Source organism: Humibacillus sp. DSM 29435, from assembly GCF_001758225.1.
Lineage (GTDB): Bacteria > Actinomycetota > Actinomycetes > Actinomycetales > Dermatophilaceae > DSM-29435.
In genome coordinates this window covers 73,133-85,905 of sequence record NZ_MAST01000004.1, presented here as the reverse complement: position 1 = coordinate 85,905, position 12,773 = coordinate 73,133, and the positions used below count along the sequence as shown (strand labels likewise).

The following is a 12,773-nucleotide window of genomic DNA, read 5'->3' as shown; positions in this document are numbered from 1 at the left end:
CTCCTCGGCGGGGTATCCGCGCCCCGCGGTCGAAAGGGTGTGAGGCGCCGCCGGCAGTTCCTGACTCACCGGCCCGAGGTGCGGCTGGTTCACAGTGGCGGGACCGTCCCGGACTCACACCGGGTTCCTGGTCGATGACGCTGTCGACACCTTAGCGCGGCGCGGCGCGGCGGTTGGGGCGGGCGCGTAGAACCTCCCCCCTGCCTCGGCCTCCTGCGTCGCGCCGGGCCTACGATGTGCCGCGTGAGCGAGCCTGAGACGCAGCCGAGGTCGGCGGCGGACGCCTGCCCTGGGCTCTCGCGTCCCTTCCTGGCCGCCGACGGAGCCATCGTGAGACTGCGCACCGGAGGCCTGCCCATCTCGGTGTCATCTCTACAGGGTTTGATGAGCATTGTTGCGCACCAGTCAGATCCGAGCATTCAGCTGACCTCCCGCGGCGCCTTGCAGATCCGCGGGCTGGCCGTTCCCCTGGAGGCCGAGACCCGGGATGCGGTGGTGTCGACGGGGCTGGTGCCGTCGCCGTCCCACGAGCTGGTGCGCAATGTCGTCGTCTCGCCGCTCACCGGTCTCGACGGTGACGGCTACGCAGATCTGAGACCCCTTGTCCGCGATCTGGACAGCATGATCTGTGCCGATCCCGGGCTCGCCGCCCTGCCCGGGCGCTTTCTGTTCGCCCTCGATGACGGTCGGGGCGACGTGATCGGCCAGAGCTTCGACCTCGGCCTGATCGCCACCGGGCCCCATCGGGTCACGGTGCTGGCGGGCTCTGCGGATCGCGGCTGGTCGGTACCGCTCACCGGTGCTGCAGACCTGCTCATCGACCTCGCGCAAGACTTCGTGCGCGCGAACGAGGCGAGCGGCGGTGGGTCGTGGCACGTCGCCGAGCTCGACCGCCCTATCGGCACGCCGACCGACTGCTCGCATCGCCCGCGAGACGCTGGCGCCGCGCCCGTGTCTCGACCGCTCGGGGCAGTGGGTGATCACGCGGTCGTAGGTGTGCCCCTCGGGCTGCTCACCCCCGCTCACCTCGAAGCCCTGGCCTCCTGCACCGATCGCGTGGGCATCACCCCCTGGCGCTCGCTCGTCATCGAGAACGGCGCCGCCGCCTTGCCACGCCTCGCGACGGCCGGCCTCACGACGAGCGCTGCGTCGCCCTGGGTCAGGCTGCACGCCTGCACCGGGTCGCCCGGGTGCGCGAGGTCGACCCTCGACACCCGGTCACTGGCCCGCCACCTCGCACCCCGCCTGCCGGTCGGGTTGCTCCCTGTGCACGTGAGCGGGTGCGAGCGACGGTGCGGAACCCCGACCACTCCGTTCGTCGACCTGCTGGCGCCGAAGTCGGTCGACGCGGCCCTCGAACTGATCACCATGGAGGACCGATGAGCACTTCGACCCGTGCCACGCCGACCGAGCAGCACGAGGAACACCAGCAGTTCGGCCCACCGACGCGCCGCTACGACTATGAGCGCGACGGGCAGCAGATCTACCGGCGCTCGTTCGCAACCATCCGAACGGAAGCTCGCCTCGATCATCTGCCCGAGAGTGCCCGAGTGGTGGCCGTGCGCATGGTGCACGCGAGTGGCGACGTCGAGCTGACCGGGCAGATCGCGGTTCACCCCGGGCTCGTCGCCGCTGCCCGTTCTGCGCTCGAGTCGGGCGCGACCATCTTCACGGATGCCGGCATGCTCGCCTCCGGCGTGACCCGCGCCCGCCTGCCCTGTGACAACGACGTCGTCTGCACGCTGCGGGACGGCCGGGTTGCGCACCTCGCGAGGGAGTGGGGCACCACGAGGTCGGCCGCCGCGGTGTCGCTCTGGGACGACCGGCTCGAAGGGGCCGTCGTCGCCATCGGCAACGCCCCCACGGCCCTGTTCCACCTGCTCGAGCGGATCGCCGACGGCGGGCCTCGCCCCGCCGCGATCGTCGGCATCCCCGTCGGTTTCATCGGCTCGGCCGAGTCGAAGGTGGCCCTCACCGAGAACCCGTTCGACATTCCGTGGCTCGTCGTGCACGGCCGCCGGGGCGGGTCGGCGCTCGCGGCGTCGGCCCTCAACGCGCTGGCGCAGGAGGACGAGCTGTGAGCGGGCTCGGCTGGCTGCGCGGAGTCGGCGTCGGGCCTGGAGACCCCGAGCTCGTCACCGTGAAAGCAGCCCGCATCCTCGGTGAGGCCGACGTCGTGGCCTTCCACAGCGGCACCCGCGGCGACTCGATCGCCCGCCGCATCGCCGTCGGCTACTTCCGCCCCGACGCGATCGAGGAGCTCTTCGTCTACCCGGTGACGACCGGCTCCACCGACCACCCCCTCGGCTACCACGGGCTGATGTCCGACTTCTACGACGAGTCGGCGGATCGCCTTGCCGCCCATCTCGACTCAGGGCGCAACGTCGCCGTCATCGCCGAGGGCGACCCCCTCTTCTACGGCACCTACATGTACCTTCACGACCGTCTCGCGACCCGCTACGATGCCGCGGTCGTGCCCGGCGTGACCTCGGTGAGCGGCTCCACGGCGGCCGTCGCCACGGGCCTGTGTCGTCATGAGGACGTGCTCACGATTCTGCCGGGGACGCTCCCGGTTCCCGAGCTGGCCCGGCGTCTGGCCGACACCGAGGCCGCCGTCATCATGAAGCTCGGTCGCACCTTCGAGGGGGTTCGTGAGGCCCTTCGGCAGGCGGGCCGCCTCGACGACGCCCGCTACGTCGAGCGCGCCAGCTCTGACTCGGAGCGGGTGCTTCGCGTGGCCGACGTCGACCCCTGCTCCGTGCCCTACATGTCGATGATCGTTGTGCCAGGGCGAGATCAGCGTTCCGACGCGGCTGGTCGAGCGGCGTCGAGCTCGACTGCAGCGCAAGTGGCCTCGGCGGATGCCGTCACGCTGGGTGAGCGGCATCCGGGCGGTGAGGTCGTGGTGGTCGGTCTCGGGCCGGGCCCTGACCGGTGGCTGACCCCTGAGGTGTCTGCTGCGCTGGCCGAGGTCGACCACGTCGTCGGTTACGCCCCCTACGTGAACCGCGTGCCACAGCGTGCGGGGCTGACCCGGCACGCCTCGGGCAACACCGTCGAGGTCGATCGCGCCCGCCATGCCCTCGAGCTCGCGCGGAAGGGGGAGCGCGTCGCCGTCGTCTCCGGTGGCGACGCCGGCGTGTTCGGGATGGCGTCGGCTCTCTTCGAGGCGGCCGACGACGGGGCCTTCGGCGACGTGACGATCCGGGTGCTGCCTGGCGTGACCGCGGCGCAGGCCGTGGCGGCTCGAGCCGGCGCACCGCTCGGCGGCGACTTCGCCGTCATGTCGCTCAGCGACCGGCTCAAGCCCTGGTCGGTCATCGAGGCCCGGCTGCGGGCAGCCGCCGGCGCCGACCTGGTGGTCGCGCTGTACAACCCGGCTTCACGAAGCCGAACCGAGCAGATGGCCCTGGCCAGAGCGGTGCTTCTCGAGGTGCGCTCCGCCAGCACGGTCGTCGTCGTCGGGCGTGACGTGGGTCGTGCGGGCGAGGCGCTGACCGTGACGACACTGGGCGACCTCGACCCGGCGAGCATCGACATGTCGTGCCTCGTCATCGTCGGGGCGAGCGGCACGATCGTGACCGAGCGCGGTCAGGTGTGGACCCCCCGCTTCATGGCCGAAACCACCTCTTCCACCTGAGCGCTCGAGACCTCGGCCCGGGTCGCCGCGTCGGCCAGGATCAGGTCGACGGTCTCAGCGGCATCCTGCGCCGAGGTGTCGAGCCACCAGCCCAGGTCGCGCATGACCGTCAGCTGCTCGTGCAGCGCGGACGTGTCGTAGTCGATCTGCTCACGGGCTGGCCGCGTGGTGTTGCGCTGAACCGTGACGGCGTGGCTCGGGGCCAGCGTCACGAACAGCACGGGGCGGGGCACCAGCCACTCGATCATGCGACCCAGCACCTGCGGGTCGGGCACCACGTGCTCGATGATCGGGAAGAAGCCGGCTTCGGAGAAGTTGTTCGCGAGGCTGCAGATGTTGCGCGCCCTCAGCAGCAGCTGCCGCTCTGCCTCGTCGGCCGGCTCTCCCACCGGCCCCACCCACCCGCTCGCGACCATTCGTGAGACGTCGTCTCCGGCCACGATGGCCGAATGCGTCAGGCTGGCGGCCACGGCCCGGGCCACGGTCGTCTTGCCGGCTCCCGGCGCGCCCGAGAGCACGAGAGCCCCGTTCTGCGGAAGCAGCGAGTCAGTCATGGCTGGATGCTGCCACGGCGGGACCGAGGGCCGACTGCGGGATCCGTGCCCGGCGACTCCCCCGTGTTTGGCGCAGGGCGCTCAGTCCGGCTGGGGCAACGCTGCGAGAAGGGCAGCGGCCTCACCCGGATGACGCAACCGCACCACGGTCAGGGGCTGCCATCGTGGGTCTGTGGTTCGCTCGGTCAGCTGCACACGGCGCAGTCGGTGGCTCGACCACGCGCGCCGGAGCGGATGCCCGGGGTCGAACCAGTCGCGGAACCTCTCCACGTAGCCGTGCCACAACGGTTGCCGCGTCAGCACGCGCATCACGTGTCGCTTGAAACCCCGAGCCAGCACGACCCACTTCGGGTAGTCCAGCCAGATCACGGTGTCGGCTCGGTCCCACATCAGCTCTCGGTGGATCGGTGGCGCCGGCGAGCTCAGCGGTGCGCCTTGAGAGTCGATGACCCATCGGCTTCCGCTGGTGACGGCGTCGATCGCGTCGACGAAGTCGTCACGCATCGCCGGGCCCGGGCCGTAGTACAGATCGTCCAGGATGGTCAGGGGCAGGTCGAGGCGCGCAGCCACCGCTCGGGCCAGCGTGGTCTTACCCGAGCCACCTAGCCCGGCGAAGAGAACCCGTTCCATCTCTTCATCGTCGCACCGACTGCTCCCTGACCGCCACGGCACTTCGGCAGTACAACCTCCGCTACCGCGAGGTCGGTGCCCCAAGAGCAAGGGTGTCGCGGGCGGGGTCGATCAGGTGACCAGTGACCGAAGGCCGTCTGCTGCGGCTGCGCGTGCGAATCTCTCGCCCATCAGCTGATGGGTTGCCGCGTCGGGGTGAAGACCGTCGGGAAGCGGATGGGCGTCGGTGTCGCTCTCGGCGTAGAGCCGTCGTCCGTCGAGGTAGTGCAGGTTGGGGTCGGTGGGTTGCCGCTCGGCGACGATGCGCGCCAGCTCGTCACGGATCACGGCCAGGGTGAGCTTCCCGGCCGCGCGCTCAGCGGGGTCACCCGTGGCGCGGAACCGGAGCGTGCCCTTGGCGAGGGCATCGAGGTCGAAGGCGCACGGGCCGGGGGTGTGCTCGTGGATCGCGCAGTACGTCGCAGAGACGACGAGCAGCGGGGTGGTGGGATGACCTTCCCGGATCGTGTCGAGGAAGCCGTGCACGGCCGGACCGAAGGCACGCAGGCGCATCAGGTCGGCGTTGACGAGGTTGATCCCGAGCTTGAGGCTGATGAGGTCTGCAGCAGAGTCTCGGATGGTCCGGGCGGTGAACGGGTCAAGGAGCGCGCTGCCGCCCAGGCCGAGGTTGACCAGCTCGAGGTCAGCCAGGCGGGCCGCGACGACGGGCCAGATACCGGTCGGTCGGGTGGCGTTCGAGCCGTGGCTGATGGAGCTCCCGTGGTGTACCCACACTGCACGTGTGCGAGCCGGTCCGGGCTCAGCGGGTGCGTTGCAGCGCAGCTCGAGCAGCTCGATCCGCTCGTTGTGCGGAAGCCAGATCTCTACGTTCTTCATCGCGTGCGACAGGTCGGTGAAGCGGGCTCTGGTCACCGCTCCGACCTCCGTCTCGCAGGCCCCGGTGGTCATGTCGATCGTGATCGTGGTGCCCCCGGAGGTGGCGGAGTGCGCGACGAGGTCGCCGTCGATGACGAGCTCGAGGATGCCGTCGGGGCGGGCGGGGATGCCCCGGAACGTGGTGCGCGACCGTTGCACGTCGAGCTCGATCACTGTCGCCGCTGTGCGGAAGGCGAGGTGCACGCCGGAGGGCTGGCTCTCCACCATTGCGAGCTGCGGATCGGCGCACTGTGCACGCGCCCACGCCGGAAGCCGGTGCGGTATCACGCCGACCTCGGTCGGTTCGAGCTCGACGGCACCGAGAACGAGGGCCGTCGTGAGTGGAACGGTGGTCAGGTGGTGGGAGGTCATGGTGCTTCTTCGTCTCGTCGTGGGATCAGGGTGGGTTTCAGCGTTTCGGCCAGCTGGACAGCAGCGTGTCGAGGGCGTCGACGATGCGCGTCCAGCTCTGCGACGGTTCGGGGGCGCTGCGGTCGACGCTGCCGCTCGTCTCCAGGGTGATGACGCCACGAAGCGTGCTGCCCAGCAGTGTGGCGGGGACCGTCGCTGGCCCGGGCGGTCTCGGAGTCGAGCGAGGCCGGCGTGGCGGCGAACCGGCCGGGGTGGTCGCGGTACGCGTTCGCGAGCCCGGCGAGGGTGACGCGCTCAAAGCCGATCTCGTGAGATGCACGGGTTCAGCCGGTCTGCCCCTGCTCGCGGCTCTCGGCGATGCGGTGGGGGATCCGAAGCAGACGGATGCCGGTCACGAGCACGAGCCCGCCCACCAGGTTGCCGAACGCCGACCACCCGAGGGCCCCGAGCCAGTCGAGGTAGCCGTAGTCGGCCCTGCCGGTGAGAAGCCCGGCGAACATCAGGATCGAGTCCAGCACCGAGTGAAAGAGCTGGGCGCCGACAAGCACGAACGACATGAGCACTGCGGGCACCAGCCGGACCCCAATGCTCTCGGTCGCGTGCTGCATCCGCGTCAACAACGTGATCACCGTTCCGGCGAGCACCGCGAGAAAGAACGAGCGCCACGAGACACCGAGGTGGGCGTAGTGCGAGCCGGTCTTGACGGCCACCTCATGAACGTCGGGAAGCGCCACGACGATCATCCCCGCCATGGCGAAGCCCCCGACCAGGTTGGCCGCCAGCGTGACGACCCACAGCCTGATCAGCTGCTTGAGCGTCCCCTTCTTGGCGACCACCGAGATCACCGGCACCAGGAAGTTCTCGGTGAACAGCTCGCTGTTGGCCAACAGCAGGGCCACGAAGCCGATCGAGAACGCCATCGAGGCGAGCAAGGCGTTGCCGGTCTTCGCCTCCACCACGAGGTAGATCAGCACGCCGACCCCTACGTCGACCCCACCCAGCAGGCCGGTCGACAGCAGCGGAAGCAGGGGCCGGTCGAGCCGTTCATGACCTTCCTCGACCAGGCGGTCGTAGGTCTCCTCGAGCTCGGGCTCGGCCCGAGAGCCCTTCGGCGCGACGACGTCGTCGGAGTCACCGGACGGCCGGCTCACGATCGGGGCCTGAGCCCGGAAGAAGGTGAAATCATGACGGCACGTTATCCGCCGACTCGCACCGCTCGGTCACGGCCCGTCACGTGGCGCCCAGGGCCCGGTTCGAGCGACGGTCGGAGCAGCGCCAGTTTCGCCCGAAGCGAGCCGGTCAGAGTCAGGGGACGTTCGGCCTGGAGCGGGCGCCGTAGAGGTGGGACTCCACGGCGTCGGCGTCGTCACGGGCCAGCGCGCGCCCCACGAGGATGATGGCGGCCTGACGCAGGCCGGCCGCCTCGACCTGACCGGCGATGTCGGCGAGGGTGCCGCGCAGCACCACCTGTGACACCTGTTCGGCGTTCGCGACCACGACGACCGGGCAGTCGTGGCCGTAGTCGTCGACCAGCGATGCCGCGATCTCGCGCGTCTGTCGGATGGCGAGGTGGATCGCCAAGGTGGCCTGCGACTTGGCGAAATGCGAAAGCGCTTCTGTGTCAGGCATTTTCGTCGATTCGCGCTGCGCCCGGGTGAGCACGACCGTCTGCGCCAGCTCGGGCACCGTGAGCTCCCGCCCGATGAGCGCTGCGGCCGCCGCGTAGGCCGGAACCCCGGGTGTGACGTCCCAACCCACCCCGGCTCGGTCGAGTCGGCGAGTCTGCTCGGCGACGGCCGAGTACAGCGACGGGTCGCCCGAGCACAACCGGGCGACGTCGTGCCCTCTCTCGTGTGCTGCGACGCAGTAGGCGATGATCGCGTCGAGGTGCAGGTGCGCGGTGTCGACCAGCGTGGCCCCCTCGGGGCAGTGGGCCAGCACCTCCTCGCCGATGTAGGTGCCGGCGTAGAGGCACACCGGCGACTCACCGATGAGCCGAACGGCGCGCAGGGTGAGCAGATCGGCAGCGCCGGGCCCGGCGCCGATGAAGTGCACTGTCATCGGTCGTCGTCCCCTCGATAGCCCTGGCTGGGCTGAGCGGCAGGCTTGCTCACGCTCCACTGCACCACCGCACGGGCCGGCCTCCAGCCCGTGAAGGAGCCGATCGGCTCGAGGTCCTCGACACTGATTCGCGACAGTGAGCCCCCGTGGGCCAGCCGCGAAGCGACCAGCACCTGCTCGGTCTCGACCGTCACGCCGTGCACGACCAGCCGCCCGCCGGGCGACAACGCCCGCCACGCCAGCTCGACGACGGAGGTCGTCGCGCCGCCCCCGATGAACACGGCATCCGGCGTGGGCAGCTCGGCCAGCAGGCCGGAAGACTCACCCTCGACGACGCTCAGCCCCGGCACCCCGAGCGAGCGGGCATTGCGTCTGACCCTCTCGGCCCGCTCCGGGTCGCGCTCGACGGCGTACACCCGGTTGCGAGGGTGCTGGCGAGCGAACTCGATTCCCACCGAACCGGCCCCGGCGCCCAGGTCCCACATCACGTCTCCCGGCTGGGGAGCCAGGTGGGCGAGCGCTGCTGCCCGCACGACACGCTTGGTCAGCTGTCCGTCGTGCTCGTAGGCGGCATCCACGAGACCGGGAACGAGCGACCGGGCGACCCGTTCCCCAGCGTCGGGGCGACACTCGACGCACACGATGTAGAGACGAGGGGTGAGACGCCCGTCCCACGTTCTGGCCATTCCGTCGGTGCGTGACTCGGCGACCGACCCGAGGTCGCCGAGCACGGTGATGCGGCTGGCGGCGTAGCCCTCGTCGACAAGCAGCCCGGCCACCAGGGCGGGACCACCCGCACCGCTGGTGAGCACGATCAGCCGAGCCCGGCGCGAGAGGTCGCGTCGCAGCCGGTCGACATCGCGACCGACCAGCGTCACGACCTCCGACTCCTCGGCGCTCCACCCCATCCGCGCCCTCGCGAGCGCTGCCGACGACACGGCCGGGTGCACCCGCACGCGGCTTGCCCCCAGCAGCTCGATGAGCGTCGAGCCGATGCCCGACACCAGCGGGTCTCCGCTGGCGAGCACCACAACCCGGCGCTCACCCCACGACTCCACGAGCGAGGGGAGCGCCGGCTTCAGGGGCACCGGCCAGGTCACGAGGTCTTGGCCGGATGCCGGTTCGATCATCTCGAGGTGCCGCTCTCCGCCGATGACCACCTCGGCCGCCGCGACCAGGGCGCGTTCGAGCTCGCCGAGCGACGACAGCCCGGCGGCGCCGACGCCGACGACCTCGATGACTGCTCCCGAGCCGACGACCACAGAGCAGACCCTAGCGACGCGCCGGCGACGCGATGGGGAGTGCTCCCCATCGCGACCTGACCCGCGTCGCCGTAGGGTCGAGCCGACCGAAGGGAGGGGTGGCGGTGGCGATCTTCAAGAAGGGCTCTGACCCCGATGCGCTCGACCGCTCAGCGGCGGTGCTCACGGCCTCGGCTCGAGAGTGCACAGCGATGCGCAACACCGTCAGCGGCGTGCTCGGCTCGCTGCGTGGCAACTGGAGCGGCGACAACCTCCAGTCCCTCATCAGCCAGTGGCCGGCGATCGAGGCGCAGATCGACGGCTTCGGCACCCACCTGACCACCCTCAGCGCCCGGCTGACCCAGAACGCCGCAGCCCAGCGAGGCACGAGCGGCGAGGGCGGCAGCACGAACGCGCAGCTCACCGACGCCCCCCTTCCGCTCGGAGGAGGTGGCCCCAGTGGTACTCCCGGAGGTGCTCCCGGAGGCGGTGAGCCGCAGGCCGCCGGCTTCTGGGACGACTACCTCGAGTCGTCGGGCCTGGCGCCCGACGATGACGCCGGGCCCCTCGCCTGGCCGGGCCTCATCGGAGCGAACGCCCTGCTCGGCCTGGGTGCGACCAGCGACTACATGCGCAAGGTGGGTATCGGCGACTGGCGGCCGCGGGGCGCCAACGGCGCCTACATCACGCGTCCCACCGGCACCTGGGCGCGTGCCTGGTCGATGCGCTCCGACTCGACCTGGGTGGCCAAGTCCAACCAGGCCGGCAACTTCGCAAAGTGGGGAACGGCGGCCAAGTGGGCCACCCGCGCCGGCACGGTGCTCTCGTTCGGCACCGCCGCGTTCAGCCAGTGGAACCAGGACTCCGGCGACCCGAGCATGGGCACGACCGAGAAAGCAGCCCGGGCCGGCACGATGGGTCTCACCACCGCGGCGGGCAGCTGGGGCGGCGCGTGGGCCGGGGCCCAGGGCGGCGCGCTCATCGGAGCCGCGGTGGGCGGCCCGGTCGGTGCGGTCGTCGGTGGCCTGATCGGCGGTTTCGTCGGCGGCGGCCTCGGCGGGATGGTCGGCGACTTCGTGGGGCAGCAGATCGTCGGCCCGGTAGGAGACTTCGCCGAGTGGGCGGGCGGGGGTATCGCCGACGCGGCCGGGGCGGTCGGTGACTTCGCCGGCGATGTCGGCGACGCTCTGACCTTCTGGGACTAGGGTCGACCAATGCCCTTCGTCCTCAGTCTCGCTGGGTGCGCCCTGCTCGCGGTGGCCGGCTGGTCTCGCAGCGGCGTGAGTCGACGGTCGAGGTGGTGGGTGGGCAGCCGCCTCCACGAGAGCGCTGCCCTGTTCTGGCTTCCGGGGGTCGGGCTGATCCTGTTCGCGGCCGGCTTTCTCTCGACCCATCGCAGCGGAAGCGGCGCCGACTGGACCTTCTGGTTCGTGCCGCTCGCCGGCCTCGGCGGCATCCTCGCCCTCTGGGGAGCCTTGTTCCTCCCGATCCCGAAGTGGTACCCGCCCCGCTGGGCCCGTGACGAGCAGACCACGCTGCTCGAGAGCCGGGTTCTCGGGCTGACGAACCGGAGGAAGCGATGAACACTCTCGAGCTGGCCGGAGGCTTCGTCTCGGTCGAGGTGCCCGACGGCTGGGAACAGGTGTCCGACCCCTACCCCGGCATCGAGCTCGTCGTCGTGGAACCCGAGCAGGAAGGGCTCTTCCGGGCGAACCTCGTGGTCACCGTGACCGAGGTCGCGATGTCGTTCGGCGACTGGCAGAAGGGCACCGACGTCTTCCTCGCGGGTGAGCTGCACGACTACCTGCTGCTCGACCTCGAGCGGATGACGGTGGGTGGCCACCCCGGCGCCCGCCGGCTCGCCACCCACGCGACGGCCGAGAACCAGTCGGTCACGGTGCAGCAGTGGATGACCCTGCTCGACGGGCGCGGGGTCACGCTGAGCGCCTCGTGCGCCACCCTGGCGTTTGCCACGGCCGGCGCCCAGCTCGAACAGTCGGCCCGGCACCTGCGCATCGACCCCCACGTCGCCCACCCGACCGGTGCCCCGACGGCGGGGGGCGTGTCGTGAACCCCGTCTTCGACCCCGCCTCGGGTCGGATCCGCCTCGACGCGACCACCTTCGAGACGCTGTGTCGTGAGTTCGACTCGCCCTCACCCCCCGGCTCGGCACCGGCCTCCGACGTCACGCCGCTTGCCCCTTTGCGAACCTCGGGTGCGCTGGTCGACGGCGTCGTGCATGAGGCGCTGCGACCCGCCCTGGCGGCCGTGCAACGGCCCATCGCGATGGTGCATCTCGTCGTCGCCGGCGCGGCCGGCCGCCAGCTGCACCAGGGGTGGTTGTCGGTCGTCTCGGCCGTGCTCGCCGACCTCGGTGACGGCTCGTACGACTTCGCCGCCGTCGGCACCGAGTTCGTGCCGACGCTCGTGGCCCGGCTGACCCGGCTCGGTCTTCGTCCGCACCTGCCGGCTGGACGCGTACCGGTGACCGAGGCGGTGCTCGACGGGCTCGCTGCCCACAAGGCCGCTCCCAGAGCAGCGGCCGCGCAGGCTCTCGTCTCCACGACGGCGTCGGTCTGGCCGGCGTGGTCGGCCGCAGTGTCTGCCGGCGACTGGCGGTTCTGGGTCGTCGATGTCACCTGGCCCGAGCGGGCCGGCGGGGCGGCATCCGCGTCATCCGGTCGCCGCCTGGCGGTGCTCGACACGAGCGCCGGGCTGCTGCGGGTCGACGTCGACGACTCGGGGCCGATGCTGGTGGCCGTCACACCCACCGAGGTGTGGCGCCTGCTCAGCGGGATGCTGCCCGGCGACGACGACCTGTCACCGGGGCTGCTCGTTCAGCCCGACCGAGCCGTCAGCCGAACCTGATCTCGAGCGTAGCCGGGTGGGCGGTGCCCACGACGTCTCGCATCGCGGCGACCATGAGCGCCGCCACCGCCGGAGCGTCCCCGACGGGCACGTGCCCGTTGAGCGCGGGATCGGCGCCGGCTCCCATGACGTAGACCTCCTCGCCGATCAACGCTGGGCGGTGCACCCAGCCGACGCGTTCGAGCGCAGCCTCCTGGTCAGGGGTCCAGGCGTGGCGCCCACCGAACGACCGTGAGCCGACACATTCGGCGTAGAGGAGCGCTCCCGCACGGTGGGCCTGCACGAACGCGCCCCCGTCGACCGGCTCGTCGCTGCCGAACACGCCGCCCAACACCCGGCCGAACAGGCCACGCTTCGCCGGCGGCTCGTACACGAAGGAGGCCTCCGCGACCGTGATGAAATCCGGGTCGTCGAGCTGGCGCAGCCGCAGGGCGAGGGTCGACTCGAAGGAGGTCCAGCTCGTGGTGTCGAGCTCGGTGGCGGGCATGACGA

At 71.0% G+C, this 12,773-nt stretch carries 14 protein-coding genes and 1 riboswitch; of the genes, 7 read left to right on the top strand and 7 right to left on the bottom strand.

Features of this window, described 5'->3' with window-relative positions:
* Window positions 1-34 precede the first annotated feature (34 nt).
* A riboswitch (cobalamin riboswitch) is annotated at window positions 35-160 on the bottom strand.
* Between the two features lie 83 nt (window positions 161-243).
* The 3 genes from BA895_RS04245 to BA895_RS04235 are packed head-to-tail and all read left to right on the top strand — an operon-like array spanning window position 244 to window position 3,640.
* Window positions 244-1,383 carry a precorrin-3B synthase gene (locus tag BA895_RS04245; RefSeq protein WP_254666314.1) on the top strand — a complete coding sequence of 380 codons (1,140 nt, stop codon included), beginning with the start codon at window positions 244-246 and terminating at the stop codon, window positions 1,381-1,383.
* A complete protein-coding gene (locus tag BA895_RS04240; protein ID WP_070190645.1) occupies window positions 1,380-2,081 on the top strand; it encodes a precorrin-8X methylmutase in 702 nt (233 codons plus the stop codon). The genes BA895_RS04245 and BA895_RS04240 overlap by 4 nt, the downstream gene beginning before the upstream one ends.
* Window positions 2,078-3,640 (top strand): precorrin-2 C(20)-methyltransferase, encoded by a 1,563-nt coding sequence (locus tag BA895_RS04235; RefSeq protein ID WP_175442249.1) that lies wholly within the window; start codon window positions 2,078-2,080, stop codon window positions 3,638-3,640. The genes BA895_RS04240 and BA895_RS04235 overlap by 4 nt, the downstream gene beginning before the upstream one ends.
* On the opposite strand, the gene BA895_RS04230 is transcribed toward BA895_RS04235, so the two are convergent.
* The 6 genes from BA895_RS04230 to cbiE all read right to left on the bottom strand — a co-directional run bounded on the left by BA895_RS04230 (window position 3,592) and on the right by cbiE (window position 9,434).
* Window positions 3,592-4,194 (bottom strand): AAA family ATPase, encoded by a 603-nt coding sequence (locus BA895_RS04230; RefSeq protein ID WP_070190644.1) that lies wholly within the window; start codon window positions 4,192-4,194, stop codon window positions 3,592-3,594. The two genes, BA895_RS04235 and BA895_RS04230, sit on opposite strands and share 49 nt — an antisense overlap.
* 81 nt (window positions 4,195-4,275) lie before the next feature.
* Window positions 4,276-4,824: a hypothetical protein gene (locus BA895_RS04225; protein WP_070190643.1), complete on the bottom strand. Its 549-nt coding sequence runs from the start codon at window positions 4,822-4,824 to the stop codon at window positions 4,276-4,278.
* Window positions 4,825-4,935: 111 nt separating this feature from the next.
* Entirely contained in the window at window positions 4,936-6,111 is a 1,176-nt protein-coding gene (locus BA895_RS04220) for an SGNH/GDSL hydrolase family protein (RefSeq protein WP_070190642.1), read from the bottom strand.
* 323 nt (window positions 6,112-6,434) lie between these two features.
* Window positions 6,435-7,262 (bottom strand): formate/nitrite transporter family protein, encoded by an 828-nt coding sequence (locus BA895_RS04210; RefSeq protein ID WP_070190640.1) that lies wholly within the window; start codon window positions 7,260-7,262, stop codon window positions 6,435-6,437.
* A 154-nt stretch (window positions 7,263-7,416) separates the two neighbouring features.
* Entirely contained in the window at window positions 7,417-8,172 is a 756-nt protein-coding gene (locus tag BA895_RS04205; RefSeq protein WP_070190639.1) for a cobalt-precorrin-4/precorrin-4 C(11)-methyltransferase, read from the bottom strand.
* On the bottom strand, window positions 8,169-9,434 hold the full coding sequence (cbiE, locus tag BA895_RS04200) for a precorrin-6y C5,15-methyltransferase (decarboxylating) subunit CbiE (protein WP_070190638.1): 1,266 nt from the start codon (window positions 9,432-9,434) through the stop codon (window positions 8,169-8,171). Before cbiE ends, BA895_RS04205 begins: the two co-directional genes overlap by 4 nt.
* A gap of 104 nt (window positions 9,435-9,538) precedes the next feature.
* Here cbiE and BA895_RS04195 point away from each other — a divergent pair, with 104 nt between their 5' ends.
* From BA895_RS04195 to BA895_RS04180, 4 genes are read left to right on the top strand one after another with little or no spacing between them, the layout of a single operon-like run.
* Complete coding sequence (locus BA895_RS04195) at window positions 9,539-10,618, top strand: hypothetical protein (RefSeq protein WP_139142508.1); 1,080 nt, start codon at window positions 9,539-9,541, stop codon at window positions 10,616-10,618.
* A gap of 9 nt (window positions 10,619-10,627) precedes the next feature.
* Window positions 10,628-10,996, top strand: coding sequence for a hypothetical protein (locus tag BA895_RS04190; RefSeq protein WP_070190636.1), 369 nt, complete (start codon window positions 10,628-10,630; stop codon window positions 10,994-10,996).
* Window positions 10,993-11,484: a hypothetical protein gene (locus BA895_RS04185; protein WP_070190635.1), complete on the top strand. Its 492-nt coding sequence runs from the start codon at window positions 10,993-10,995 to the stop codon at window positions 11,482-11,484. The genes BA895_RS04190 and BA895_RS04185 overlap by 4 nt, the downstream gene beginning before the upstream one ends.
* The gene (locus tag BA895_RS04180) at window positions 11,481-12,281 is read left to right on the top strand and encodes a hypothetical protein (RefSeq protein WP_070190634.1); all 801 of its coding nucleotides are present in this window, start codon (window positions 11,481-11,483) and stop codon (window positions 12,279-12,281) included. The genes BA895_RS04185 and BA895_RS04180 overlap by 4 nt, the downstream gene beginning before the upstream one ends.
* Here BA895_RS04180 and BA895_RS04175 read toward each other — a convergent pair.
* A complete protein-coding gene (locus tag BA895_RS04175) occupies window positions 12,268-12,768 on the bottom strand; it encodes a hypothetical protein (protein ID WP_070190633.1) in 501 nt (166 codons plus the stop codon). The two genes, BA895_RS04180 and BA895_RS04175, sit on opposite strands and share 14 nt — an antisense overlap.
* Window positions 12,769-12,773 lie beyond the last annotated feature (5 nt).